Annotated in this window: 25 protein-coding genes; 11 read left to right on the top strand and 14 right to left on the bottom strand. The window is 70.0% G+C overall.

Features of this window, described 5'->3' with window-relative positions; translation table 11 throughout:
* Window positions 1-97 precede the first annotated feature (97 nt).
* Window positions 98-553, top strand: coding sequence for an Lrp/AsnC family transcriptional regulator (locus BBK82_RS09905; RefSeq protein WP_065914733.1), 456 nt, complete (start codon window positions 98-100; stop codon window positions 551-553).
* A 20-nt stretch (window positions 554-573) separates the two neighbouring features.
* Here the strand turns inward: BBK82_RS09905 and BBK82_RS09910 are convergent, their stop codons facing one another.
* On the bottom strand, window positions 574-1,542 hold the full coding sequence (locus BBK82_RS09910; RefSeq protein ID WP_065914734.1) for an NAD(P)/FAD-dependent oxidoreductase: 969 nt from the start codon (window positions 1,540-1,542) through the stop codon (window positions 574-576).
* Between the two features lie 63 nt (window positions 1,543-1,605).
* Between BBK82_RS09910 and BBK82_RS09915 the strand changes: the two genes are divergently transcribed.
* Entirely contained in the window at window positions 1,606-3,000 is a 1,395-nt protein-coding gene (locus BBK82_RS09915; RefSeq protein WP_065914735.1) for a class II fumarate hydratase, read from the top strand.
* Window positions 3,001-3,050: 50 nt separating this feature from the next.
* Here BBK82_RS09915 and trhA read toward each other — a convergent pair whose 3' ends face one another.
* Complete coding sequence (gene trhA / locus BBK82_RS09920) at window positions 3,051-3,722, bottom strand: PAQR family membrane homeostasis protein TrhA (RefSeq protein WP_065914736.1); 672 nt, start codon at window positions 3,720-3,722, stop codon at window positions 3,051-3,053.
* 128 nt (window positions 3,723-3,850) lie between these two features.
* Between trhA and BBK82_RS09925 the strand changes: the two genes are divergently transcribed.
* The gene (locus BBK82_RS09925; protein WP_418287504.1) at window positions 3,851-4,579 is read left to right on the top strand and encodes an isoprenyl transferase; all 729 of its coding nucleotides are present in this window, start codon (window positions 3,851-3,853) and stop codon (window positions 4,577-4,579) included.
* 63 nt (window positions 4,580-4,642) lie between these two features.
* On the opposite strand, the gene BBK82_RS09930 is transcribed toward BBK82_RS09925, so the two are convergent.
* Both BBK82_RS09930 and BBK82_RS09935 read right to left on the bottom strand, forming a co-directional pair.
* Window positions 4,643-4,918, bottom strand: coding sequence for a hypothetical protein (locus BBK82_RS09930; protein WP_065914738.1), 276 nt, complete (start codon window positions 4,916-4,918; stop codon window positions 4,643-4,645).
* A gap of 85 nt (window positions 4,919-5,003) precedes the next feature.
* On the bottom strand, window positions 5,004-5,309 hold the full coding sequence (locus BBK82_RS09935; protein WP_065914739.1) for a hypothetical protein: 306 nt from the start codon (window positions 5,307-5,309) through the stop codon (window positions 5,004-5,006).
* Window positions 5,310-5,536: 227 nt separating this feature from the next.
* On the opposite strand from BBK82_RS09935, the gene BBK82_RS09940 reads away from it, so the two are divergent.
* Both BBK82_RS09940 and BBK82_RS09945 read left to right on the top strand, forming a co-directional pair.
* Complete coding sequence (locus BBK82_RS09940) at window positions 5,537-6,766, top strand: DUF885 domain-containing protein (RefSeq protein WP_065914740.1); 1,230 nt, start codon at window positions 5,537-5,539, stop codon at window positions 6,764-6,766.
* 378 nt (window positions 6,767-7,144) lie between these two features.
* Window positions 7,145-8,452, top strand: coding sequence for a PhoH family protein (locus BBK82_RS09945; protein ID WP_418287505.1), 1,308 nt, complete (start codon window positions 7,145-7,147; stop codon window positions 8,450-8,452).
* 63 nt (window positions 8,453-8,515) lie between these two features.
* Here the strand turns inward: BBK82_RS09945 and BBK82_RS09950 are convergent, their stop codons facing one another.
* Genes BBK82_RS09950 through BBK82_RS09970 form a run of 5 tightly spaced genes read right to left on the bottom strand, consistent with a single transcriptional unit; the run spans window position 8,516 to window position 13,369 of the window.
* Window positions 8,516-9,286 carry an ABC transporter permease gene (locus BBK82_RS09950; RefSeq protein ID WP_065914742.1) on the bottom strand — a complete coding sequence of 257 codons (771 nt, stop codon included), beginning with the start codon at window positions 9,284-9,286 and terminating at the stop codon, window positions 8,516-8,518.
* On the bottom strand, window positions 9,283-10,236 hold the full coding sequence (locus BBK82_RS09955) for an ABC transporter ATP-binding protein (protein ID WP_065914743.1): 954 nt from the start codon (window positions 10,234-10,236) through the stop codon (window positions 9,283-9,285). Before BBK82_RS09955 ends, BBK82_RS09950 begins: the two co-directional genes overlap by 4 nt.
* A 3-nt stretch (window positions 10,237-10,239) precedes the next feature.
* Window positions 10,240-11,679 carry a GuaB1 family IMP dehydrogenase-related protein gene (locus BBK82_RS09960; RefSeq protein ID WP_065914744.1) on the bottom strand — a complete coding sequence of 480 codons (1,440 nt, stop codon included), beginning with the start codon at window positions 11,677-11,679 and terminating at the stop codon, window positions 10,240-10,242.
* Window positions 11,680-11,726: 47 nt separating this feature from the next.
* Window positions 11,727-12,503, bottom strand: a complete 777-nt coding sequence (locus BBK82_RS09965) for a GNAT family N-acetyltransferase (RefSeq protein WP_065914745.1) — start codon at window positions 12,501-12,503, stop codon at window positions 11,727-11,729.
* Entirely contained in the window at window positions 12,500-13,369 is an 870-nt protein-coding gene (locus tag BBK82_RS09970; RefSeq protein ID WP_065914746.1) for a DMT family transporter, read from the bottom strand. The genes BBK82_RS09965 and BBK82_RS09970 overlap by 4 nt, the downstream gene beginning before the upstream one ends.
* 47 nt (window positions 13,370-13,416) lie before the next feature.
* On the opposite strand from BBK82_RS09970, the gene pdxR reads away from it, so the two are divergent.
* Entirely contained in the window at window positions 13,417-14,757 is a 1,341-nt protein-coding gene (pdxR, locus tag BBK82_RS09975; protein ID WP_065914747.1) for a MocR-like pyridoxine biosynthesis transcription factor PdxR, read from the top strand.
* Window positions 14,758-14,761: 4 nt separating this feature from the next.
* Here pdxR and BBK82_RS50075 read toward each other — a convergent pair whose 3' ends face one another.
* The gene (locus tag BBK82_RS50075; protein ID WP_154697223.1) at window positions 14,762-14,902 is read right to left on the bottom strand and encodes a hypothetical protein; all 141 of its coding nucleotides are present in this window, start codon (window positions 14,900-14,902) and stop codon (window positions 14,762-14,764) included.
* 90 nt (window positions 14,903-14,992) lie between these two features.
* Here BBK82_RS50075 and BBK82_RS09980 point away from each other — a divergent pair, with 90 nt between their 5' ends.
* On the top strand, window positions 14,993-16,519 hold the full coding sequence (locus tag BBK82_RS09980; protein ID WP_065914748.1) for an ATP-dependent DNA ligase: 1,527 nt from the start codon (window positions 14,993-14,995) through the stop codon (window positions 16,517-16,519).
* Here the strand turns inward: BBK82_RS09980 and BBK82_RS09985 are convergent.
* The 3 genes from BBK82_RS09985 to BBK82_RS09995 are packed head-to-tail and all read right to left on the bottom strand — an operon-like array spanning window position 16,503 to window position 19,729.
* Window positions 16,503-17,093: a hypothetical protein gene (locus tag BBK82_RS09985; RefSeq protein WP_065914749.1), complete on the bottom strand. Its 591-nt coding sequence runs from the start codon at window positions 17,091-17,093 to the stop codon at window positions 16,503-16,505. The two genes, BBK82_RS09980 and BBK82_RS09985, sit on opposite strands and share 17 nt — an antisense overlap.
* A 48-nt stretch (window positions 17,094-17,141) precedes the next feature.
* A complete protein-coding gene (locus BBK82_RS09990; RefSeq protein WP_065914750.1) occupies window positions 17,142-17,696 on the bottom strand; it encodes a hypothetical protein in 555 nt (184 codons plus the stop codon).
* A 56-nt stretch (window positions 17,697-17,752) separates the two neighbouring features.
* A complete protein-coding gene (locus tag BBK82_RS09995) occupies window positions 17,753-19,729 on the bottom strand; it encodes a thioredoxin domain-containing protein (RefSeq protein WP_065914751.1) in 1,977 nt (658 codons plus the stop codon).
* 55 nt (window positions 19,730-19,784) lie between these two features.
* Between BBK82_RS09995 and BBK82_RS10000 the strand changes: the two genes are divergently transcribed.
* The 4 genes from BBK82_RS10000 to BBK82_RS10015 are packed head-to-tail and all read left to right on the top strand — an operon-like array spanning window position 19,785 to window position 24,962.
* Window positions 19,785-21,122, top strand: coding sequence for a 3' terminal RNA ribose 2'-O-methyltransferase Hen1 (locus tag BBK82_RS10000; RefSeq protein WP_065914752.1), 1,338 nt, complete (start codon window positions 19,785-19,787; stop codon window positions 21,120-21,122).
* Window positions 21,122-23,584, top strand: a complete 2,463-nt coding sequence (locus BBK82_RS10005; RefSeq protein ID WP_065914753.1) for a polynucleotide kinase-phosphatase — start codon at window positions 21,122-21,124, stop codon at window positions 23,582-23,584. The genes BBK82_RS10000 and BBK82_RS10005 overlap by 1 nt, the downstream gene beginning before the upstream one ends.
* Window positions 23,581-24,195 (top strand): nucleotidyltransferase domain-containing protein, encoded by a 615-nt coding sequence (locus BBK82_RS10010; RefSeq protein WP_065920949.1) that lies wholly within the window; start codon window positions 23,581-23,583, stop codon window positions 24,193-24,195. The genes BBK82_RS10005 and BBK82_RS10010 overlap by 4 nt, the downstream gene beginning before the upstream one ends.
* Window positions 24,192-24,962, top strand: coding sequence for a nucleotidyltransferase domain-containing protein (locus tag BBK82_RS10015; protein ID WP_218920603.1), 771 nt, complete (start codon window positions 24,192-24,194; stop codon window positions 24,960-24,962). The genes BBK82_RS10010 and BBK82_RS10015 overlap by 4 nt, the downstream gene beginning before the upstream one ends.
* On the opposite strand, the gene BBK82_RS10020 is transcribed toward BBK82_RS10015, so the two are convergent.
* Entirely contained in the window at window positions 24,959-25,195 is a 237-nt protein-coding gene (locus tag BBK82_RS10020; protein WP_065920950.1) for a hypothetical protein, read from the bottom strand. The two genes, BBK82_RS10015 and BBK82_RS10020, sit on opposite strands and share 4 nt — an antisense overlap.
* Window positions 25,196-25,200: the final 5 nt, after the last annotated feature.

Raw genomic sequence — 25,200 nt, forward strand, 5'->3', positions numbered from 1 at the left:
CGAACTTCCGCCAGCTTCAGTGAGCGAAGTTAGGCTGATGACCATGGTTGCGGGCGCCTGGTCGAACGTTGTTCGGCAGGCCGGTCCAAGGAGCGGGATGGACGAACTTGATTCGGCGATCGTGCGGGAACTGCAGCGCGATGCCCGGCAGTCGAACCGCGACATCGCCCGCAAGGTCGGCGTGGCGCCCTCGACGTGCCTGGAGCGCACCCGGCTGCTGCGCGAGCGCGGGGTGATCCGCGGCTACCACGCCGACATCAACCCGATCGCGCTCAACCGCTCGGTCCAGGCACTGGTGTCGGTGCAGGTGCGGCCGCTGAGCCGGGCGGTGATCGACGCGTTCAAGAACTTCGCCGCGGGACTGCCGGAGGTGCAGTCGGTGTTCGTGATGGCGGGCAGCGACGACTTCGTGATCCACGTCAGCGCGCAGGACAACGAGCACCTGCACGCGTTCCTGGTGGACCGGCTGAGCCAGCGCAAGGAGATCGTCGGGTTCCGGACGTCGATCATCTTCCAGGCCATCGCGAAGCACGACCCGGCGCCGCTGCCGTAGCGGCGCCGGGTGCGCACGGATCAGCCCGCGTTGCTGGAGTGCCCCGGGAACAGGTGAGCGCCGGGGTTGAGCGCCACGGCGATGTTGTTGACCGCCGTCGCCGCCTCGCCGAAGCCGGTCGCGATCAGCTTGACCTTGCCGGGGTACTGGGCGACGTCACCGGCCGCGTAGACCCGCTCGATCTTGGTCTGCATGGTGGTGTCGACGACGACCGCGCGGTGGTCCAGCTCGAGACCCCACGACTCGATCGGGCCGAGGTCGGCGGTGAAGCCGAGCGCGGCGACGACCGCCTGTGCCGGCAGGGTCTTGACGTCCTCGCCCTTGACCTTGACGTCCACTTCGGACAGCGGCGTGCCGCGCAGTGCGAGCACCTCGGCGTCGGTGATGATCTCGATGCCGAGCTCGCGGACCTGGCGCACGGTGGCGGCGTGGGCGCGGAAGTTCGCCCTGCGGTGCACCAGCGTGACGCTCGCGGCGATCGGGTGCAGGGCCAGCGCCCAGTCGAACGCGGAGTCGCCGCCGCCGACGATGACGACGTGCTGGTCGGCGTGTTCGGCGAGCACCGGGACGAAGTGCACCATGCCGCGCCCCAGCCAGCCGTCGCCGGCGGGCAGCGGGCGCGGGTTGAACTCGCCCATGCCGGCGGTGATGAGCACAGCGCCGGCGGTGATCGTGGTGCCGTCCGCGAGGCCGACCCGCAGTCCGTCCTCAGTGGACTCACAGGTGCGCGCCTGGCGGCCCAGCAGGTAGGTGGGCCGGTACTGCCCCGCCTGCTCGACGAGGCCGTTGACGAGGTCGCGCCCGCGGATGGCGGGGAAGCCCGCCACGTCGAAAATCATCTTCTCCGGATACATCGCGGTCACCTGGCCGCCCGGCTCTGGCAGGGCGTCGACGAGTGCGACCTTCAGTTCCCGGAAGCCTGCGTAGTAAGCGGCGAACAACCCCGTGGGACCAGCGCCCACGATGAGGAGGTCGACGTCACGCTCCATGAGTGGTGCCCTTCTGCCAGTGGTGGGTGGCAGTGCTGTGATCGAGCGTAGAGACTCGGAGGTATGTCTGAACAGGAGTACCGCGTCGAGCACGACACGATGGGCGAGGTCCGCGTGCCGGTCGACGCATTGTGGCGCGCCCAGACCCAACGCGCGGTCGAGAACTTCCCGATTTCCGGTCGAGGCCTGGAACGCGCCCAGATCCGCGCACTGGGCCTGCTCAAGGCCGCGGCGGCCCGCGTCAACGCCCGCCTCGGCGTCCTCCCCGACGACGTCGCCGGCGCGATCGCCTCAGCCGCCGACGAGGTCGCCTCCGGTTCCCACGACGCGCACTTCCCGGTCGACGTGTTCCAGACAGGTTCCGGCACGTCGTCGAACATGAACGCCAACGAGGTCATCGCCACCCTCGCGACGCGTTCCCTCGGCCGCGACGTGCACCCGAACGACCACGTCAACGCCTCCCAGTCGTCCAACGACACGTTCCCCACGACCCTGCGCGTGGCCGCCACCGAAGCCGTGGTGACCGACGTGCTCCCCGCACTGGAACACCTGGAGTCGGTGCTCTCCCGGCGCGCTCTCGAGTGGTCGGACCTGGTCAAGTCCGGCCGCACGCACCTGATGGACGCCGTACCGGTCACCCTCGGCCAGGAAGCGGGCGCCTGGGCCGCCCAGGTCCGCTACAGCGTCGAACGCCTGAACGCCTCGATCCCGCGCCTGGCCGAACTGCCGATCGGCGGCACCGCCGTGGGCAGCGGCCTGAACGCTCCCGCGGACTTCGGCGGCCTGGTGGCGGGTGAGCTCGCCTCGGTGACCGGCCTGCCGCTGACCGAGGCCCGCGACCACTTCGAGGCCCAGGCCACCCAGGACGGCGTGGTCGAGATCTCCGGCCAGCTCCGCACCACCGCCGTGGCGCTGTTCAAGATCGCCAACGACCTCCGCTGGCTCGGCTCCGGCCCCCGCACCGGCCTGGGCGAACTCGCCCTCCCCGACCTCCAGCCGGGCTCCTCGATCATGCCGGGCAAGGTCAACCCGGTCATCTCCGAGGCCACGATGATGGTGGTCGCCCAGGTCATCGGCAACGACGCCGCAGTCGCCTTCGCGGGCTCCCAGGGCAACTTCCAGCTGAACGTGATGCTCCCGGTCATCGCCCGCAACGTCCTGGAGTCCTCCCGCCTCCTCGCCGCCGTGGCCCGCCTGCTCGCCGACAAGGTGCTCGCCGGCGCCGAACCGCAGGTCGAGCAGATGCGGGAGTACGCCGAGTCGTCGCCGTCGATCGTGACGCCGCTGAACCGGTACCTCGGGTACGAGGAGGCGGCGTCGATCGCCAAGCAGTCGCTGAAGGAGCGCAAGACGATCCGCGCGGTGGTGCTGGAGCGCGGGCACGTGCCTTCGAAGCTGTCGGAGGAGCAGCTGGACGAGGCGCTGGACGTGCTGCGGATGGCCCGCGGCGGTCGCTGAACGCTCAGCCGGGGCGCTCGGTCACTCCGAGCGCCCCGGCTGAGCGGAAATCAGGAGTACATCGCGAGCCAGATGGCGATGTAGTGGCAGAGCGCCGCCACCACGGTCGCCGCGTGGAAGAACTCGTGGTACCCGAACACCTGCGGCCAAGGATTCGGCCACCTGGTCGCGTAGAACACCGCCCCGACGGTGTACAGCAGCCCGCCCACCAGCAGCAGCACGAGTGCGGCCACCCCGGCGTGGTGCAGCAGCTCGGGCAGCACGAACACGGCCACCCAGCCGAGTGCGATGTAGATCGGCACGCCCAGCCAGCGCGGTGCGTGCGGCCAGGCGAGTTTCAGCGTCACGCCGGCCAGTGCGCCGACCCAGACCACGGTCAGCACCACGCGGCCGGTCGGGGGGTTCATGGCCAGCAGGGCGAAGGGGGTGTAGGTGCCGGCGATGAACACGAAGATCATCGAGTGGTCCAGGCGCTTCATCCACGTGCGCACGCGGTCGGACTTCCACGTGATGCGGTGGTAGAGCGCGGAGACGCCGAAGAGGCCCAGGACCGTCAAGCCGTAGACGGAGGTGGCCAGTGCCGCGCGGGCGGACACTGTGGACGCTGCCAGGGCGATGAGGGTCGCGCCGGTGGCCACGGAGACGACGAAGGACCAGAGGTGCAGCCATCCACGCAGGCGCGGCCGCAGTCCGGGCTGTGGGGGAAGGGGCGCGGTGGTCACAAGCCCTTAGGTTACGCGACCGTAGGTTTCTGACCACAGCTCAGTGATGAACTCCGCACGGCGTACGCTGTTCGGACGTGGCACTCCGCACCCGTGTGAAAGACGTCGCTATCCACCTCTACGAGTGGATTCTCCGGCGTGAGTTGAGCGGAACACAGGTGCCCAAGCACGTCGGCGTCGTGCTCGACGGCAACCGGCGGTGGGCGCGTGAGGCCGGGTTCACGGACGTCGCGCACGGGCACCGGGCGGGGGCGAGGAAGATCCTCGAGCTGCTCGCGTGGTGCGGTGACGCGAAGGTCGAGGTCGTCACGCTCTGGATGCTGAGCACCGACAACCTGAACCGGCCCACCGAAGAGCTGGCGCCGTTGCTGGACATCATCGCCGACATCACCGACGAGCTGGCCGCGGACGGCAACCCGTTCCGGGTGCGGCACGTGGGCGCGATCGACATGTTGCCGAAGGAGCACGCCGAGCGGCTCACGACGGCGGCCGCCAGGACCAAGGGCCGGACGGGCATCCAGGTCAACGTCGCGGTGGCGTACGGCGGCAGGCAGGAGATCGCCGACGCGGTCCGCAAGCTGCTGCAGGCGCACGCCGAGCGCGGCGGGACGATCGAGGAGCTCGCCGAGGTGCTGGACGTCGACCACATCGCCGAGCACCTGTACACCTCGGGGCAGCCGGATCCGGACCTGATCATCCGCACGTCCGGTGAGCAGCGGCTGTCCGGTTTCATGCTGTGGCAGTCCGCGCACTCCGAGTTCTGGTTCTGCGAGGCGTACTGGCCCGGCTTCCGGCGCACGGACTTCCTGCGGGCGATGCGCGAGTACGCCAAGCGCCACCGCCGTTACGGCAGCTGACGAACGCGAGACGGGGCGCCCACCGCGGAGGTGGGCGCCCCGTTCGGGCTCAGGTGACTGAGATCAGTCGTCCCAGCCCCAGTGGTTGAGGTCGTCACCGTCGACGATGCCGCCGGCGGCGCAGGTCTCGGTGATCGACGGCGAGTTGATCGGCACCGCGCCACCGAGCACACCGACGTTGTTGCCACAGGCACCCACGACGGCGTTGACGTTGTTGGCGTTCAGCACCGACAGCAGCGGCGCGTTGTGCCAGGTGTAGTCGGGGTCAGCCATCGCCGGGCTGCCGACGACCATGAGTGCGGCGGCCACTCCCAGCGCCGCTCCAACCTTCTTCAGCACGATTTTCTCCTCACATCGGTCAAGCACAAGAAAATGGCCTTGGACGCGTCGATGAATGACGCTCCAGAAAGGCGAGCCGAAGAAATCAGCCCTCGTCGACGATGCCGCCGGCGGCGCAGGTGCCGGTGATCGACGGCGAGTTGATCGGCACCGCGGCACCGAGCACGCCGACGTTGTTGCCACAGGCGCCCACGGTGGCGTTGACGTTGTTGCCGTTCAGCGCGGACAGCAGGCCGCCGTTGTACCAGTGGTGGCCGTGCCCGCCGCCGTGGCTGTGACCGTCACCGTGTCCGTGGCCGTGGCCGTGGCCTTCGCCCGCGAGAGCCGCCGGTGCGATGGCGAGCGTCAGAGCGGCAGCGGCGGCAACCGCCGCGGCAGTCTTCTTCAGCACGTCTATCTCCTTAATGTCGGGTTATCCCCGTCATTTCCGGAGTCTTCGGGGATCTCCGGACGGTGGGGTCCTCGTGCAGGAAATTTACCCGGGAACAACTCGAATAGCGGTGCCGTTGACCCCATTGTGTGATACCAAGATCAACAAACTACCCCATCAGGTGGTTTTCAATTTCGGAAACGGTCGTGACCAGGCCGTTGTGGTAGAGGCTCTACGCTCTCCTGCTCATGGACGAAGGCGAGCTGGTGCGCGGGTACCTGGTGCTGGGGCTGCGGCTCGGGCGCCTGAGGGCCGGGTTCGTGGACTCGTACACGGGCGACCCGGCGCTGAGCCGCATGGTCGACAACGAGCCGCGCCTGGACCCCAGGGCGCTGGCCACGCACGCCCGGCAGCTGCGCAAGGAGCTCGACGGCAGCGAACTGAGCCCGCAACGCCAGCAGTTCCTCGATGCGCACCTCAGGGCCATGGAGTGCAACGCGCGCAAGCTCGCCGGCGAGCACATCTCGTTCGTGGACGAGGTGGAGCAGTACTTCCAGGTCCGCATCCGCCCCGGTGACGAGGACGCCTACGCCCAGGCGCACCGCGACCTCGACGTGCTGCTGGCCGGGCGCGGTTCGCTGGGCGACCGGCTGGCGGACTTCCGCGACACCGACGAAGTGTCCCCGCGACGGCTCCAGGGCTGCGTGCAGGCCCTGTCCAGCGCGCTGCGGGACCGCGTCCGGCACCGGTACGCGCTGCCCGAGCAGGAGATCGTCGAGTACCAGATCGTCACGAACAAGCCGTGGAGCGGCTTCAACTACTACCTGGGCGGTTACCGGTCCAAGGTCGCGATCAACGCCGACATGGGTCACCGCATGTCGAACCTGCCGCACCTGGTCGCGCACGAGTCCTATCCGGGCCACCACACCGAGCACTGCCGCAAGGAGGCGGGCCTGGTGCACCGGCGCGGCCACGCCGAGCAGTCGATCTTCCTGATCAACACGCCGCAGTGCCTGATGGCCGAGGGCATGGCCGACCTGGGCCTGCACGCCGTGGTCGGCCAGGGCTGGGGCCGCTGGACCGAGGAGATCATGCGCGACCTGGGGTTGCGAATGGACGGCGAACTGTCCGAAAAGGTCGAGTTCGCCGCCGCCGGGCTGCTCACCGTCCGGCAGGACGCGGCGCTGATGCTGCACGACCGCGGTGCGGACCAGGACGACGTGGTCGCGCATCTGCGCAGGTGGCTGCTGGTGCCGGAACGCCGGGCCCGGCAGATGGTGCGCTTCCTGGCCGATCCGCTGTGGCGCGCGTACACGACGACGTACGTCGAGGGAGTTCGCCTGGTCAGGGCCTGGCTCGACGTCCGCGCGCCCGGCGAGCCGCTCGAGTCCCGATATCTGAGACTCCTCGACGAGCCGCTCGTGCCGAAATCGTTGGAGGACCAGGTGCGCGACGGGGTGTCGTGGCTTGCTGCGTGAACATCGCTGCGCACACGTTTCGTCCAGTTTTCGCGCAGATGACAAGTTCGGATTCACCTGTGTGGCTTCATGCATACGGGGCACTTCCGCAGGTAACTTCGAAAGTGGCGGGACGCGACCACTGCGGACCGCGCAGGGAGGTCCTGATCGTGACTGACAACGTCGCGAGGGGGCCGGCACCCGGCCCTCGTGGTCGACCTGCCTGACGCCTCACGGCGTCCGGCGAGACGATCAATCAGGGTTGTGCCTGGCCCAGCGAGGAGCGGACGCGGGTGCCGCGTTCGTGAGGGAGTTGCCGTGAACGCACGACGTCCCGCGAGCCGTACCTCAGGCTCATCGCGCAGTTCCTCCTCCAGGCGCAAGTCCGCCGCTCCGGCCATCACGACATATGTGCTGGACACGTCGGTACTGCTGTCCGACCCGCTCGCTCCCACCCGGTTCGCGGAGCACGAGGTCGTGCTCCCGCTCGTGGTGATCAGCGAGCTGGAGGGCAAGCGCCACCACCCCGAACTGGGCTGGTTCGCGAGGGAGGCCCTGCGCCTGCTCGACGACCTGCGCTTGCGGCATGGTCGCCTCGATTCGCCGATCCCCATCGGGGATCTGGGAGGCACCTTGCACGTCGAGCTCAACCACTCCGACCCGGAGGTGTTGCCATCAGGTTTCCGAACGGACTCCAACGACGCCCGGATCCTCGCGTGCTCCCTCAACCTCGCTGCTGAGGGGCGCAACGTCACCCTGGTGACCAAGGACATGCCGCTGCGGGTCAAGGCCGGATCGGTCGGCCTGCCGGCGGAGGAGTACCGGGCGCACGACGTCACCCTGTCGGGCTGGACGGGAATGTCCGATCTGGACGTTCCACAGTCTCTGGTGGACAGCCTGTTCAAGGAGAACGTCGTCGACCCGACCCAGTACGAGGACCTGGCGCACATCGCCGAGCTGCCCTGCCACACCGGACTCCGGATGCTGGCGGGCACCTCGAGTGCGCTGGGCCGGGTGACCGCGGACAAGCAGATCAGGCTGGTGCGCGGAGATCGGGAGGCGTTCGGACTGCACGGACGGTCCGCCGAGCAGCGGATTGCGCTCGACCTGCTGCTCGACGCCGATGTCGGCATCGTCTCGCTGGGCGGACGTGCGGGCACCGGCAAGTCGGCACTGGCGCTGTGCGCCGGTCTCGAGGCGGTGATGGAACGACGGCAGCACCGCAAGGTCGTGGTCTTCCGGCCGCTCTACGCGGTCGGTGGCCAGGAGCTCGGTTACCTGCCGGGCACCGAGAACGAGAAGATGGGGCCGTGGGCGCAGGCCGTGTTCGACACGCTCGGCGCGCTGGTGAGCCAGGCGGTGCTGGAGGAGGTGCTGGACCGCGGGATGCTGGAGGTCCTGCCCCTCACCCACATCCGCGGCCGCTCGCTGCACGACTCCTTCGTGATCGTGGACGAGGCGCAGTCGCTGGAGCGCAACGTGCTGCTGACCGTGCTGTCGCGGTTGGGCAGCAACTCGCGGGTGGTGCTGACGCACGACGTGGCGCAGCGCGACAACCTGCGGGTCGGCCGGCACGACGGCGTGGCCGCGGTGATCGAGAAGCTGAAGGGCCACCCGCTCTTCGCCCACGTCACCCTGACCCGCTCGGAGCGGTCGCCGATCGCGGCGCTCGTCACCGAGATGCTCGAAGAGGACTACGTCTCGTAAGTCCTGAACAGACGAACAGCCCCGCGCAAAGCCATTGCGCGGGGCTGTTTCGCGTCCGGCTCCCTAGTCGAGCGCTCGCCTCATGAAGCCCCGCAGGCCGAGCCCGCCGAAACCGGCGATCGCCACGACCAGCACGAGCAGCACGACCGGCAACGGGATGTGCGGCACCTCCGGCACCAGCTCCGCACGCATGCCCTCGCTCACGTACGTCAACGGGTTCAGCGCGCAGATCACCTTGAACCACAGCAGGTCGTCGCTGAGCGAGCGCCACGGGAACTGCGAGGAACCCGTGAACAGCAACGGCGTCAGGATCACTGCGAACATCACGTTGACCCGGCGCGCGGGCACCGACGTGCCGATGACCATGCCGACGCTCCCGCCGGCCAGGCAGCCCAAGACGATCACCAGCAGCGCCCCCGGGATCCCGGACCACTGCCAGGACACGTCGAGCATCACGAACCCGACCGGCACCATCAGCACGGCCGCGAAGAACCCGCGGACCGCGCCGAACACGATCTTCTCCACCGCGACCAGCGGGATCGAGATCGGCGCCAGCAGCCGGTCCTCGATCTCGCGGGTCCAGGAGAAGTCGAGCACCAGCGGCAGCGTCGTGTTCTGCAACGCGCCCAGGAACCCGTTCATCGCGATGATGCCGGGCAGCAGCACCTGCGCGAAGTCGCCCTGGACGTACCCGATGTCCCCCAGCACCTTCGCGAAGATGAAGAGGATGAAGAACGGCTGGATGATCACCTGCGCGAGGAAGCTCGGCAGCTCGCGACCGGTGACGAACACGTCGCGCCACAGGATCGCGTTGAACGTGCGCAACTGGCTCACCGCAGCTCCCGCCCGGTCAGGTGGATGAAGACGTCTTCCAGGCTGGGCTTGCCGATCGCCACGTCGCTGACGACCACGTCGAGGTCGCGCAGCACGTTCAGCACCGCGGGCAGCGTGACGGAGGTGTCGGCGTCGGTGTAGACGCGGTACATGCCACCGACCTCCTCGACCCGTTGTGCCCCGTCCACTTCGGACAAGGCCTGGGTGATCTTCGCGGGCTCGTGGCCGTTCGGGCTCACCGTGACGCTGACGGTGTTGCTGCCCGGCAGGCTCTTCGTGAGCTCGGCGGGCGTGTCGAGGGTGAGCAGCTTGCCGTGGTCGACGATGCCGACCCGGTCGCACAGCTTCGTGGCCTCGTCCATGTCGTGCGTGGTCAGCACGACCGTGACGCCGTCGGCGTGCAGTGCGGCGACGCGTTCGTGGACGAAGAGCCTGGCCTGCGGGTCGAGGCCGGTGCTGGGTTCGTCGAGGAACAGCACCTTCGGCCGGTGCATCAGCGCGCGGGCGATCATCAGCCGTTGCGCCTGGCCGCCGGAAAGCGTGTCCACCAGTGCGTTCTGGTGGTCCTTCAGGCCCATCCGCTCGATGATGTCGTCGGCGAGCTTCTTGCGTTCCGCGGGCCCGATGCCGTGGTAGGCCGCGTGGAACAGCAGGTTCTGCCGTGCGTTGAGCGAACGGTCGAGGTTGTTGCGCTGCGGCACGACCGCCAGCAGCTGCCGCGCCCGTTTCGAGTCGGCGACCACGTCGACGCCCTCCACGAGCGCCTGCCCCGAGGTGGGGCGGACGCGCGTGGTGAGCACGCCGACCGTGGTCGTCTTGCCTGCTCCGTTCGGGCCGAGCAGACCGAACACCTCACCGCGGCGGACGGTGAAGCTCAATCCGTCCACCGCGGGTTTTTGTCCGGGTTTGTAGACTTTGCGGAGTTCACTGACGGAAACCGCGTCGTCCATCTCTCACCAACCCCCTGGCAGCGGCCGCCCTTCCGCGAACCCCGCAGCGGACTGGATGCCGAGAACTGCCTTGTCGTGGAACTCCTCCAGCGAGGTCGCACCCGCATACGTGCAGGCCGAACGAACTCCGGACGTTATCGCGTCGAGGAGGTCCTCCACGCTCGGGCGCGCCGGGTCCAACCGCATCTTGGACGTCGAGATGCCTTCTTCGAACAGGCCCTTCTTGGCCCGGTCGAACGCGTTGTCGCTCCTGGTCCGCGCCGTGACCGCCCGCTTCGACGCCATTCCGAAGGATTCCTTGTACAGGTTCCCGCGCTCGTCGCGCTGCAGGTCACCGGGCGACTCGTAGGTGCCGGCGAACCAGCTGCCGACCATCACGCTGCTCGCGCCCGCCGCCAGCGCCAGTGCGACGTCGCGCGGGTGCCGCACACCGCCGTCGGCCCACACGTGCTTGCCGAGCCTGCGCGCCTCCGCCGAGCACTCCGCGACCGCGCTGAACTGCGGCCGGCCCACGCCGGTCATCATCCGGGTGGTGCACATCGCGCCGGGCCCGACGCCGACCTTGATGATGTCCGCACCGGCCTCGACGAGGTCGCGCACGCCTTCCTTCGTGACCACGTTGCCCGCGGCGATCGGCACGGTCGGGCTGGCCTCGCGCACGGCCCGGATCGCGCTGATCATCTTCTCCTGGTGCCCGTGCGCGGTGTCCACGACCAGCACGTCCACCCCGGCCTTGAGCAGCGCCTCGGCCTTGGCCTTGACGTCGCCGTTGACCCCGACCGCCGCCGCGACCCGCAGCCGCCCGTCGTCGTCGGCCGCCGGCTTGTAGATCTCCGCCCGCAACGCGCTGAGCTCGGTCAGCACGCCACGCAGCCGCTGCTGCTCGTCCACGCCCAGCGCGATCTTGTGCGTGCTGTGGTGCAGCTGCTCGAAGACGTCCTGCGGCTTGGTGTCGAGCGGCAGCTGGACGATGTCGGTGTTCATCACGTCACCGATGCGCGCGAACCGGTCGACGCCCGTGCACGCCGCCTCGTCCACCACGCCGATGGGCCGTCCACCGTCGTCGACGACGACAACCGCACCGTGCGCGCGCTTGTGCATGAGGTTCCACGCGTCCGCCACGGCGTCACCGGTGGTGAGGGTGAGCGGCGTGTCCCAGACCGGGTGCCGCTCCTTGACCCACTCGATGATCTCCGCGACGGCCTCCGTGGCCACGTCCTGCGGGATGACCACCAGCCCGCCGCGCCGCGCGATGGTCTCGGCCATCCTGCGCCCGGCCACGGCCGTCATGTTCGCCACGACGATCGGGATGGTGGCGCCGGTGCCGTCCGAGGTGGACAGGTCGACGCCGAACCGGGACTCCACGGCGCTGCGGCCGGGGATGAGGAAGACGTCGTCGTAGGTCAGGTCGTAAGAGGGTCGATGCCCTTCGATGAACCGCACGTGCTTCCACGATACGCGTCACTGCGAAATTCGCGCGGTTCAGTGCGTCACGGCCGCCACACGTACGGCGTCGTGGTCGTCACCGCCACGAACCCCAGTCGCTCCAGGATCGGCCGCGAGTCCTCCGAGGCGTCCACCTGCAGGTACTTGATGCCGCGCTGTACCGCGATCCGTGCCCGGTGCGCCACCAGCGCCCGGTAGATTCCCCGCCCGCGCCACCTCTCCAGCGTCGACCCGCCCCACATCCCGCCGAACTCCGTCCCCGGCACGACCTCCAGCCGCGCCGACGACACCACGAGCCCTTCGGCCTCGGCGACCACGATCACCACGTCCGGGTCGTCCTTGATGGACATCAGCCGGTCGGCGATCGCGCTGCAGTCCTTGCCCCACACCTCGCTCAGGCAGTCGCCGATCCGCCGCACGTCGGCCTCGTCCCGCGTCTCCCGCAGCGTCACGCCGGCGAGCTCCACCGAGGCCGTCATCTCCTCGGCGAGGCCGACCATCACCGTCTCGCGGTCCTCGGCGGCGAATCCGGCGGCCTCCAGGCGTTGCGGCAGGTCAGCGGGGTGGTCGTGGGACCAGGTCTTCCACTCGACGGGCAAGCCGAGAGCGGCGAACACGTCGCGTTGCCGCAGGATCAGGGCGTCGAGCTCGGCACCCGTGACGCCCAGGTCGGGCAGGCCCGCCACGTTGCCGCCGCGCGGGCCCTCCACCCGGTGGAGCGGGCCGTCGCGGTGGACGGGGGCGCCGGGGATCATGTTCTCCCACTCGGCCGGGCGGGCCTGGGAGTCGTAGGCGCGGAGCAGTGCGGCAGCGTCGGTCACTGGGCCAACGCTATTGGCGCCGGTTCCTCGGTCGCACGCGATTTACCGCCGACGCCCCTGTACAACGCGATGGCACAACCGAGGGTCACGGTGACGACGCCGACCACGGACACGAACGTCAGGTCCTGCACGCCGAGCAGCACGGACGCCGCGAGCCCGGCGACCGGCATCAGGCCGATGAGCACTCCCGCGCGGTCGGAACCGAGGCGGTTCACGGAGAAGTACCAGAGGCCGAACGCCAGCGCGGTGACCAGGACGGCGAGCGACACGAGCGCGAGCGTTTGCGTCGTGTTCGGGACCTGCCAGCCGCCGACGAACGTGCCGAGGACCGAGCCGATCACGGCCGCGATGATGCACGTCCAGGTCGCCACGCCGAGCACGCCGAGCCGTTTCACGACACCCACCGCGAACAGCGTGAAGCACACCTCGCCGGCCATCGTCAGCAGGGCCAGCAGCAGGCCGGGACCGTGCCACGCGCCACCGCCGGACAACACCACCACGCCCGCGGCCACCACCACTGCGCCGACGATGGCGGCCAACGACCGTTGGCGGGCGAGCAGCGCGAGGGCGATCGGTGAGGCACCCATGACCGCAGCGACGAAACCGGGTTCCGCGTACTGCTGGGCGGCGAGCAGGACGGCGTTGAAGCCGAGCATGCCGGTCAGGACCACACCGAGCAGCGGCAAGACGTCGCGCCAGGCCGGCCTCGGCAGGCGGCGGGCGACCAGCAGCAGGATCACCGCGGCCAGCGCGTACCGCATGGCCTGACCGGTCAGAACCGGGTAGCCCTCCAGCATTCCCGTGATCGGAACCGACGCGCCGACGATCGTTGCCGCTGTCGCTCCCGCGGCCACACCGAGTCTCATGCAGCAGAGCTTTGCTCCGGACTGGTCCAGATTTAAGCTCCACTTCAATGGCTGCGAACTGGACCACTTTCCGCGAGCTGCTGTTGCCGGAGCACCAGCGGCGCCGTGGCGTGGAGGCGGCGCTGCGGCGGGCGATCCGGGACGGGCGCCTCACGCCGGGCACGCGCTGCCGTCGTCGCGCGACCTGGCCGCGCAGCTCGACGTCGCGCGGCACCGTCACGTCGGCGTACACGCAGCTCGTGGCGGAGGGCTACCTCACGGCGAGGCGGGTCCGGACGACGGTCGCGGCGCTCGGGCCGGCCGGGGTGTGCGGGGTGCCGGAACCACCGCGGCGGTGGCGGTACAACCTGCGGCCGGGGCTGCCCGCGTTGAGCGCTTTCCCGCGCGCCGACTGGGTTGCGGCGCACCGGGCAGCGCTGGCCGAGCTGCCGGACGACGACCTGGCGTACCCGGACCCGGCCGGGTTTCTCGGGCTGCGCAAGGAGATCGTCGACTACCTGGCACGGGTGCGCGCGGTGGTGGCACGCGACGCGGTGATCACGAACGGCTCGGCGGACGGGCTGCAGCTGACCGCGCGGCTGCTGAACGGCAGCATCGCGATCGAGGAGCCCAGCCACTTCGGCGGCGCGGACCTGCTCCGGTCACACGGACTCAACCCGGTGTCGGTTCCCGTTGACGACAAGGGGATCCGCGTCGATCTCCTGTCCAAAACGGACTGCCGGGCGGTGCTGGTGACGGCGGCGCACCAGTTCCCGCTGGGCATGGTGCTGCACCCGGAACGGCGGCGGGCGCTGGTGGAGTGGGCGCGCGAGCGGGACGGGTTGATCATCGAGGACGACTACGACGCCGAGCACCGCTACGACCGGCCGGCGCTGGGGGCGTTGCAGGCGCTGGCACCCGACCACGTGGTGTACCAGGGGACGACGAGCAAGGTGCTGGCGCCGGCGCTGCGGCTGGGGTGGCTGGTGGTGCCGGAGCGGCTGCGCGCGGACATCGTGAACCGCAAGAAGTACAACGACATGGGCACCGGCACGATCCCGCAGGCGGCGTTCGCGCACCTGTTGCGAACCGGGGGCTATGACCGGCATCTGCGGCGTACGCGCGCGCTGTACCGGAAACGGCGGGATGCGTTGCTGGAGGCCGTTGCGGAACACCTGCCGTCGTGGCAGCCGATCGGGGTCGCGGCCGGGTTGCACGTCGTGCTGCGGATGCCGGACGGGTCGGACGACATCGCGTTGAAGGACGCACTTGAGGCGCGAGGTGTGCACGTGTGGGCACTCGCGCAGTACACGCGCACGCCCCTGTGGCCGGGACTGGTCGTGGGCTACGCGTCGCTGACGCCGGACCGCCTGCGGGAAGCGGTCCGGGAGATCGCGGCCGTCGCCTGATCGGCTAGAGGATGTGCTCGCGCTTCTCGGCCACGCTGCTGCCCTGCAGGATGTGCTCGCGGGCCTGACCAGCGGTCACGCTGACGGTGACGGCGGCGAGAGCGGCGACGAGCAGGGCGGCAGCGATGATCTTGATGGCTCGCATGGCGAGGTAAACCCCCAGGTAGAGCGGATGTCGGGCCCAGCCTAGTCCGCGTCTCGAGAAATTGTCAGTGCACGGGTGCACCATGGGACCGTGCTCCTCTCCGAACTGGTCGACACCTCCGCCGCGGTCGCGGCGACCCGGTCGCGCCTGGCCAAGGTCAAGGCGCTGTCCGCGTTGCTGCGCGGGGCGACGGCCGATGTCGTGCTCGCCGTTGTGTCCTTCCTCATCGGCACGCCCAGGCAGGGCCGCATCGGCGCTGGCTGGCGGACGGTCCTGGACCTGTCCGTTCCCGCGGCCGACCAGGCGGCGCTGACGGTCGCCGAGGTGGATGCCGCTTTAGGCGCTGTCGCCACGACCTCGGGGAAGGGCTCCGCCGGGCGCCGGGTGGACCTGCTGACTGACCTGTTCAGCCGGGCGACGGCCGCCGAGCAGGACTTCTTGCGCCGCCTGCTGACCGGTGAGCTGCGTCAGGGCGCACTGGAGGGCGTGATGCTCGACGCGATCGCCTCGGCCGCGGACGTGCCCGGCGAGACGGTCCGCCGCGCGTTCATGCTGTCCGGCCGCCTGCCGGAGACGGCGGTGACCGCGCTGGAGGGCGGTGCGGAGGCGCTGGAGGCGTTCCGCCTGGAGGTGGGCCGCCCGCTGCGCCCGATGCTGGCCTCCCCCGCCGAGTCGCTCGACGAGGCCCTGGCCGAGCTGGGCAGCTGCGTGGTGGAGCACAAGCTCGACGGCGCCCGCATCCAGGTGCACCGCGACGGCGACGAGGTGCACATCTACACCCGGACGTTGCGCGAGATCACCAAGACCGTGCCGGAGCTGGTCGAGCTCGTCCGCGGCCTGCCGTGCACCTCTGTCGTGCTGGACGGCGAGACGCTGGCGCTGACCGACGAGGGCCGCCCGCGCCCGTTCCAGGAGACGATGAGCCGCTTCGGCGCGCAGGACGAACGCGAGCTGCTGCTGCACCCGTACTTCTTCGACTGCCTGCACCTCGACGGGAAGGACCTGCTCGACGAACCCCTGCGCGACCGCCTCGCCGCGCTGCGCACCGTCGCGGGCGAGCACGTCATCCCCGGCGCCCTCGACCCGTCACCGGACGAGGCGAACGCGGTGGTGGCGGCGTCGTTGGGCGCAGGCCACGAAGGCGTGATGGTGAAGTCGCTGTCCTCGGTCTACGCCGCCGGCCGGCGCGGCCGCGCCTGGCAGAAGGTGAAGCCCGTCCACACCCTCGACCTGGTCGTCCTGGGCGTCGAATGGGGCTCCGGCCGCCGCCGCGGCTGGCTCTCGAACCTGCACCTGGGCGCCCGCGACCCGGACGGCGGCCCGCCGGTCATGGTCGGCAAGACCTTCAAGGGCCTCACCGACGAGCTGCTCACGTGGCAGACCAAAGCCCTGCAGGAGATCGCCACCGAGCAGAACGACTGGGTGGTCATGGTCCGCCCGGAGCTCGTCATCGAGATCGAGCTGGACGGCGTGCAGGTCTCGCCGCGCTACCCCGGCGGCGTGGCCCTGCGGTTCGCCCGCGTGGTCCGCTACCGCCCGGACAAGGACCCGGCGGAGGCCACGACGATCGAGGAGGTGCGAGCCCTCCTGCCAACAGCGCTCAAGACCGGCCCGTGACGACCGCGATGTGCCCGGCGAGCACCAGCAACTGCCTCACCTCGTGGTAGCGCCCGAGGTCGCCGGGGCCGTCGACGGCGGCGAGGCGCTGCCGCAACCCGGTGTGCACCTCGTCGAACATCGCGAGCTGCACCCCGGTGAGCCGGCCGCGCCGCACGAGCGCGGAGGCGAGGCAGTGCAGGTCGACGTCGGCGACGTCGCCCTTCGAGTACCAGAACCAGACGGCGTGCAACGCCGCCTCCCGCCGTGCGCCGTACCAGTGCGACGGCTTGCTCGGGTTGGGTGCGGCCGGGTGCGGCACCCGGTAGCCCAGCCGCTTGGCCCGCCGTCGCAGCACGGCGTAGGCACGGACCTCGGCCTGCCACGCATTCCGGCTGGCCGTCAGCAGTTCTACCGCCAACGGCAACGCCGCCGGGTCCTTCGCGAAGTCGCCTGCCACGGCCTCCAGGAAGCTCATCGTCGCGGCGAAACCGATCGGGTGGTAGCGCTCGATGCAGCCCTTGAGCCCGGTGAACCGCTGGTCCAGCGGCAACGAGGCGTCGAGCGCCTTCCTGGCAGACCGCGCGAAGCTCACGCCGCAGGGTAGCCGGGGACGGGGCACACCACCCCGCCCCCGGTGCGATCACGTCAGATCAGGACCCTGCTCCCGCAGGTCGTCCACCTTGGACATGGCCTCCCGCAGCTCACCGAGCCACGAGTCCGCGTGCTCACCCACCAACCGCACGGCCCACGCCAGCGCATCGGCCCGTGAGCGCGCAACGCCCGCGGCCACCAGCGTGTCGAGCACCTGGCGCTCCGGCTGGCGCAGGCGCGTCATCACCGGCACGGCGAGGTGCGTGAACAGCTCGCGGGTGCCGCCCTGCACGGCGCCCCAGGCCACCTTGCGGCCGTAGCGGTGTTCGGCCTGGCGGGCGATCTCGATGCGTTCCTCGCGGGTCTGTTCGCGCCAGCGGGAGATGCGGCCCGACTCGGCGGCCGCGCGGGAGGCGTCGTCGAACTCGCCCTCCAACGCGGGCAGCGTGCCGATGACCGTGATCTCCTCGCGGTCGACGACGACCTCGGGTGCGCCGGTGAACCAGCCGTCGGGCAGCCTGCCCGCGAACCAGGCCGCCGCGTCGTCGGCTGACGGCAGGTCAGCCTGCTGCCAGCCTCCTCGTCCGCGCCATCCACGTCCCATTTCAATCACCTCTGATTACATGATTACGTCGTTACCGACGTTACGCCTGCAACCAGTCAGAGGGTGTTCGCCGACAGCGAAGTGACCAGGGCTTCTGCCGTGACCACCGGCCGGTCGCAGACGTAGCCGCGGCACACGTAGGCGGCAGGTGCCTCGTCGACCAGCGGGCGGTCCTCCAGCAGAGGCACCGACGACGGTTCACCGGCCACGACGACGCCGCCTCCCGGCACGTGCGCGACCGCGGCCGCCCACAAGGACGCACGGCGTGGATCATCGCCCGCGCCGACCACGGCCACCTGCAGCGGACCGCCCACCAACGCTTCGGCGACGGTCAGCCAGTGGCCGGCGAACCGGGGCGCGCGGGCGGCCAGCAGTCCGGCACGCGTCACGGCGGCAGAAGCAGCGTCGAAGTAGCGAGCAGAACGATCAGCGCCCGCCAGCAAGGAAGCTGTCAGCAGGGCGGAGGCCAGCGACGACGCACCCGAGGGTGACGCGTTGTCGGTCGAGTCGGCCGGGCGGCGGACCAACGTCTCCGCGTCGTCCGCGGTGTCGTAGTAGGCGCCGGGGGTGTCCGGTGCGGCGAAGCGCGCCAACGCCGTGTCGAGGAGCCCGCAGGCCAGGTCGAGCCAGCGGATCGAGCCCGTGACCTGGTGCAGCGCCAGCAGGCCGTCCGCGAGGCACCCGTAGTCCTCCAGCACGCCCGCCGACGGGCCCGCGACGCCGTCACGGGAGGTGCGCAGCAGCCGGCCCTCGACGAGGTGGGCGGAGGCCAGCAGCGAGGCCGCTTCGGAGGCGGCCGCGATCCACGCCGGCTCGCCGAAGAACGCACCGGCCTCGGCCAGTGCCGCGATCGTCATGCCGTTCCAGGCCGCGACCACCTTGTCGTCGCGGCCGGGTTGCGGGCGCTCGGCACGCCGCGCCAGCAACGCCGCCCGCACGTCCTCCCCCGGCTCCGACACGAACCGCAGCGTGGACTTGCCGTCCTCGAAGTTCGGTTCCTCGGTGACGCCGAAGGCCTCCGCCGCCGCGCCGAGCTCCTCGTACGACCACACGTAGGTCAGGCCTTCGACGCCCTCGGTGTCCGCGTCCAGCGACGCCGCGAACCCGCCTTCGGGCGTGCGCAGCTCCCGCAGCAGGAAGCCGACGGTGTCCCGCACCACCCGCTCATACCGCGACGACCCGGTGACGCGCGTCAGGTGCGTGTAGAAGCGGAGCAGCAAAGCGTTGTCGTACAACATCTTCTCGAAGTGCGGCACGACCCACGAAGCGTCGACGCTGTAGCGCGCGAACCCGCCTCCGAGCTGGTCGTACATGCCGCCGTTCGCCATCGCGTCCGCCGTCACGGTCGCCATCGACAGCGCCTGCACCGAACCCGTGCGTTCGTGGTGGCGCAACAGGAACTCGACCACCATCGACGGCGGGAACTTCGGTGCGCCGCCGAAACCACCGTTGCGGCGGTCGAACTCGCCCAGCAACGACACCACCGCGCCGGTCAGCGCCTCGGAGTCCACAGTGGACGGCGGCAGTGGCGTGGCGCGCCGCGAGATCTCCTCCACGACAGCGGAAGCCGACGCCAGCACCTCGTCGCCCTGCGTCGTCCACGCCGACGAGACCGCCTCCAGCAACTGGCGGAACGACGGCATCCCCGGCCGCGGCGACGGCGGGTAGTAGGTGCCCGCGTGGAACGGTTTCGCGTCCGGCGTGAGGAACACGGTCATCGGCCAGCCGCCGTGACCGGTCATGGCCTGCGTGACCTCCATGTACACCGCGTCGACGTCCGGGCGTTCCTCGCGGTCGACCTTCACCGCCACGAACCGCTCGTTCAGGTGGGCGGCGACTTCGGCGTCCTCGAACGACTCGTGCGCCATCACGTGGCACCAGTGGCACGCCGCGTAGCCGACGGAGAGCAGCACCGGCACGTTGCGCCGCCGGGCCTCCTCGAACGCCTCCGGGCACCACGGCCACCAGTCGACCGGGTTGTCCGCGTGCTGCAGCAGGTAGGGGCTGGTCGCGTCCGCTAGCCGGTTCGTCATGCCAACAACACTAAATGAGCAGCGAAAACGGCGAATCTCGATCAGACTCGACCGCGTGTTGCTCACCATGACCACGACCCACCAGCCGGCGACCGACCTCGGTCACCTGCTGCACAAACACCCGGACCGGGCCCAGTCGTTCACGACGAGCTCGGGAGTCGCGCACGTCTTCTACCCGAAGGCGACGCACGAGGAGTGCACGGTCGCCCTCCTGCTGGAGGTCGACCCCGTGGCGCTCGTCCGAGGTCCTGGCAGCACGCTCACCCAATACGTCAACGACCGCCCCTACGCGGCCGGGTCGTTGCTCACGGTCGCGCTCGGCAGCGTGTTCCGCACCGCCATGAACGGCCGCAGCGAGAGCTACCCCGAGCTCGCCCGGACGCCGATTCCGCTGGTCGTCCGCATCCCGGCGTTGCCCTGCAGGCTCGCCGGCCGGTTGTTCACGCCGCTGGGCTGGGCGGTCGAGGTCGTCGAGCACGGCGACTCCCGTTACGGCGACGTCACGCTGACCGGCACGGTGCGGCTCAGCGACGCGCTCAAGCACCTCTACGTGCTGCTGCCCGTGCTCGACGGCGGCAAGCACTACTGGGTGGCCGCCGACGAGGTCGACAAGCTGCTCAAGGCCGGTGACGGCTGGCTCACGCAGCACCCGGACAAGGAGCTGATCACCACCCGCTACCTGGCGCGCAAGCGGCCGCTGGTGCTGTCGGCGCTGGAACGGCTCGCCGAGGTCGACGAGGTCGAGCCGGAGGAGCTCGACAACGCCCTGGCCGAGCCGAAGATCTCCCTTGCCGCACAGCGCAAGGACGCCGTCGTCAAGGCGCTGAAGGAGGCACGGGCCAAGCGCGTGCTCGACCTCGGCTGCGGTGGCGGCGCGCTGCTGCGCGTGCTCGTCAACGAGCCGGAGTTCACCGAGGTCCAGGGCGTCGACGTGTCCGCGAAGGCGTTGCAGGAGGCGGCTCGCAAGCTGCACCTGGACCGCATGTCCGACCGGCAGCGTGAGCGGATCACGTTGCGGCAGTCGGCGTTGACGTACGCGGACGCGCAGCTCGCCGGGTACGACGCGGCGGTGCTGATGGAGGTCGTCGAGCACGTCGACCCGTCGCGGCTGCCCGCGCTGGAGCACTCGGTGTTCGTGGTCGCGCGCCCGGCGACGGTGCTGGTGACCACGCCGAACGTCGAGTACAACCCGCTGTTCGACACGTTGCCGGAGGGTCAGATGCGGCACTCCGACCACCGTTTCGAATGGACTCGCGCGGAGTTCCAGGAGTGGGCGGGAGGTGTGGCCGCACGCCGTGGTTACGCCGTGCGGTTCGTGCCGATCGGGCCGGAGGACGCCGACCGCGGCGCACCGACGCAGATGGCCGTTTTCAGCTCGGGAGCAGTGAACTGATGGAACTGAAGATCCCGGACCTGTGTCTGGTGGTGCTGGTCGGCGCCTCCGGATCGGGCAAGTCCACGTTCGCCCGCAGGCACTTCCTGCCCACGCAGGTGCTGTCCAGCGACTACTTCCGCGGTCTCGTGTCCGATGACGAGAACGACCAGTCGGCGTCCGCGGCGGCGTTCGACGTGCTGCACTACGTCGCCTCGAAGCGGTTGGAGGCCGGCAAGGTCACCGTAGTCGACGCGACCAACGTGCAGCCGCGCGACCGGGCGGCGCTGGTCGAGGTCGCGAGGAAGGCGAACGTGCTGCCGGTCGCGATCGTGCTGGACACGCCGACCGACGTCTGCCTGCGGCGCAACGCCACCCGTCCCGACCGCGACTTCGGCGCGCACGTCGTGAAGCGGCACCGGGCGGCGTTGCAGAAGTCGTTGAAGCACCTCGGCAAGGAGGGCTTCAAGCGCGTGCACGTGCTGCGTTCGGAGTCCGATGTGGACACCGCGACCATCGTGTACGAGCGGCTGCTCAACGACCTGCGGCACGAGACCGGCCCGTTCGACGTGATCGGGGACGTGCACGGCTGCCGCGCCGAGCTGGAGGAGCTGCTCGTCGAGCTGGGCTACGCGCTGGTCCGCGACTCCGACGGCCGTGCGGTCGACGCGGTCCCGCCTGGTGCTCGCAAGGCCGTGTTCGTCGGCGACCTGGTCGACCGCGGCCCGGACACGCCCGGCGTGCTGCGGCTCGTGATGGGCATGGTCGCGGCCGGCCACGCCCTGAGCGTGCGCGGAAACCACGAGGAGAAGCTGGTCCGGGCGTTGCGCGGGCACAAGGTGACGGTCCGGCACGGGCTGGAGAAGTCGCTGGAGCAGCTCGCGCTGGAGACGCCGGAGTTCCGCCTGGCCGCGCAGAAGTTCTGCGACGGCCTGATCGCGCACTACGTGCTGGACGACGGCAACCTCGTGGTGGCGCACGCGGGTCTGCCCGAGCGCTACCACGGCCGCGCGTCGGCGAAGGTGCGCAGCTTCGCGCTGTACGGCGACACGACCGGCGAGACCGACGAGTACGGCCTGCCGGTGCGGCTGCCGTGGGCGAACGACTACCGCGGCTCCGCCATGGTGCTGTACGGCCACGTGCTCGTGCCGGAAGCCGAGTGGGTCAACAACACGATGTGCCTGGAAACCGGTGTGGTGTTCGGCGGCAAGCTGACCGCGTTGCGCTACCCGGAGAAGGAGCTCGTCTCGGTCAAGGCGCACGAGGTCTGGTACGCCAACGACCGCCCGTTCCCCTCCCCCGCCGCCGAACGCGAGCCGGACGTGCTGTCGCTCACCGACGTCACCGGCACGCGCCGGATCGACACGTCGGTGATGGGCGCAGTGACCGTGCGCGCGGAGCAGTCGGCGTCGGCGCTGGAGGTGATGAGCCGGTTCGCGATCGACCCGCACGACCTGCTGTACCTGCCGCCGACGATGGCACCGACGGCGACCTCGCAGCGCGACGACGTGCTGGAGCACCCGTCCGACGCGTTCGCGGAGTACCGCGCGGCCGGTGTCGCGCAGGTGATCTGCGAGGAGAAGCACATGGGCTCGCGCGCGGTGTTGCTGGTGCGCAGGGAGGGCGGCGCGATCTACACGCGCACCGGCCGGGCGTTCTTCGACGGCGCGCTGGGCGAGGAGCTGCTCGACCGGGTGCGCGAGGGCGTGCGTCCGCTGTTCGCCGAGCTCGCCACCGACTGGCTGCTGATCGACGCCGAGCTGATGCCGTGGAACGCCAAGGCCTCCGGTCTGATCCGCGAGCAGTACGCGGCGGTGGGCGCGGCAGCCCTGGGCGCCTTGCCGGTGGCGGTGTCGGCGTTGGAGACGGCTGTTTCCCGGGGTGTCGACGTCGGCGAACTGCTGGCGCGCACGTCCCGTCGTGCCGCGAACGCTCAGGCGTACCAGGAGGCCTACTCGCGGTACTGCTGGCCGACCGATGGCCTGGAGGGCGTGCGGATCGCACCGTTCCAGCTGCTGGCGGCGGCCGGGCAGACGTTCCACGACCGCTCACACCTGTGGCACCTGGAGAAGCTGGGTTCGCTGGACGGTTTCCAGCAGACGCGGCACCTAGTGGTCGACACGACCGACGAGGCCTCGGTGGCTCGCGGCGTCGAGTGGTGGGAATCGCTGACGGCAGATGGCGGCGAGGGCATGGTGGTGAAGCCGCTGGCGAACCTGGCCAAGCGGGTGCAGCCGGGCGTGAAGGTGCGCGGGCGTGAGTACCTGCGGATCATCTACGGCCCGGACTACACCGAGCCGGCCAACCTGGCGCGGCTGCGCAAGCGGAGCCTCGGCCGCAAGCGCGGGCTCGCTCTGCGCGAGTACGCCCTGGGCATCGAGGCGCTGGAACGGCTGGCGCGCGGCGAACCGTTGTGGCGCGTGCACGAATGCGTCTTCGGCGTGCTGGCCCTCGAGTCGGAACCGGTGGACCCACGACTGTGATCCTGGAAGCTGTGGTGGGGTCGCACGCCTACGGGCTGGCGACCCCGTCGTCCGATGTGGACAGACGAGGCGTGTACGTCGCTCCGACGGAGGCGTTCTGGCGTTTCGAGAAGCCGCCGACGTCGGTCGAGGGACCTTCCGACGAGCAGCTCAGCTGGGAGGTGGAGCACTTCTGCCGGCTCGGGCTGAAGTCGAACCCGACGGTGCTGGAGACGCTCGTGAGCCCGCTGGTGGAGGTGTGCACGCCGCTCGGGGAGGAGCTACGAGCCTTGTTGCCCGCTTTTCTCTCGCGATACGCCGTGCGCGCGTACACCCGCGCCACGGAGATGCAGCTCTCCCGCGCGGGACGCAATCTCAAGCCGAAGCAGCTCATGCACGTCGTGCGGTTGCGGTTGGTCGGGTTGCACCTGATGCGCACGGGTGTTTTGGACATCACGGCGGATCGGTCGCTGCTCGCCATCCGGAGCGGTGAGATGCCGTGGAACGAGGCGGTGGCGTGGGCCCATCGGCTGGGCGAGGAACTGAACAACGCGGACGGCCCGTTGCCGGAGGACCCGGACCGGGCCCGCGTCGAGGACTGGCTGGTGTCGGTGCGCAGGAGGTCGTTGTGAGTCTTGAGGTCCCTGACCTGAGCGAGGTCGTCGCCGAGCAGTCGCACGGCCTGTTGTTCGCGACGGTGTCCGGCGCACACCTGTACGGGTTCCCGTCGCGGGACTCGGACGTCGACCTGCGTGGTGTGCACGTCCTGCCGCTCACGGAGGTCGTCGGGTTGAAGCACGGTCCCGAGACCAAGGAGCGGATGTGGGTGCGGGACGGAGTGGAGATCGACCTCGTCACTCACGACGTGCAGAAGTTCTGCCGTCTGCTCACGCGCCCCAACGGTTACGTGCTCGAACAGCTGCTCTCACCGCTTGTGGTGCACACGACAGACGGCCACCGTCAGCTCGTTGAGCTGGCCACGGGGTGCTTGACATCACGGCACGCGCACCACTACGGCGGGTTCGCGACGACGCAGTGGCGGCTGTTCGAGAAGACCGGCGAGATCAAGCCGCTGCTGTACACGTTCCGGGCGCTGCTGACCGGGGTGCACCTGATGCGCAGCGGTGAGGTGGTCGCCCACCTGCCGACGTTGCTGGAGAAGCTCGACGGGCCGGAGTACCTGGGGCCGCTGGTCGAGGCCAAGGTGCTCGGGGAGCACCGGGCGCTGGCGGGGGTGGACGCGCGGCCGGCGCCAGAGCGGCTGGAGGCCGATCTGGCGCACTGGCACGAGGAGCTGCAGCGGGCGCGGGAGAGCAGTGAGCTGCCTCACGAGCCGCCCGCGTTCGACGAGGTGCACGACTTCGTCATCCGCACGCGGCTCGGCCAGGTCGGCGGCTAGTCCTTCTTCTTCGGCGACTCGGCCGGTGCCGAGGTGCCCGCCGCGCTCTCCGCCGGCTCGTCGAACGACGCCGGCAGCTTCTTCAGGTGCTTGTTCATCGAGCGCACCAGGAAGAACACCGCGATGAAGAACAGCACGAGCAGGACGAGGCCGACCGGGGAGGACTTGCCGAAGTCCTCCCCCTGGCCACCCTTGTCGTCGTTCGTGTTCGACGGCTGCTGAACAGCGACGATCGCAA

The sequence above is a fragment of the Lentzea guizhouensis genome (assembly GCF_001701025.1).
GTDB classification, from domain to species: domain Bacteria; phylum Actinomycetota; class Actinomycetes; order Mycobacteriales; family Pseudonocardiaceae; genus Lentzea; species Lentzea guizhouensis.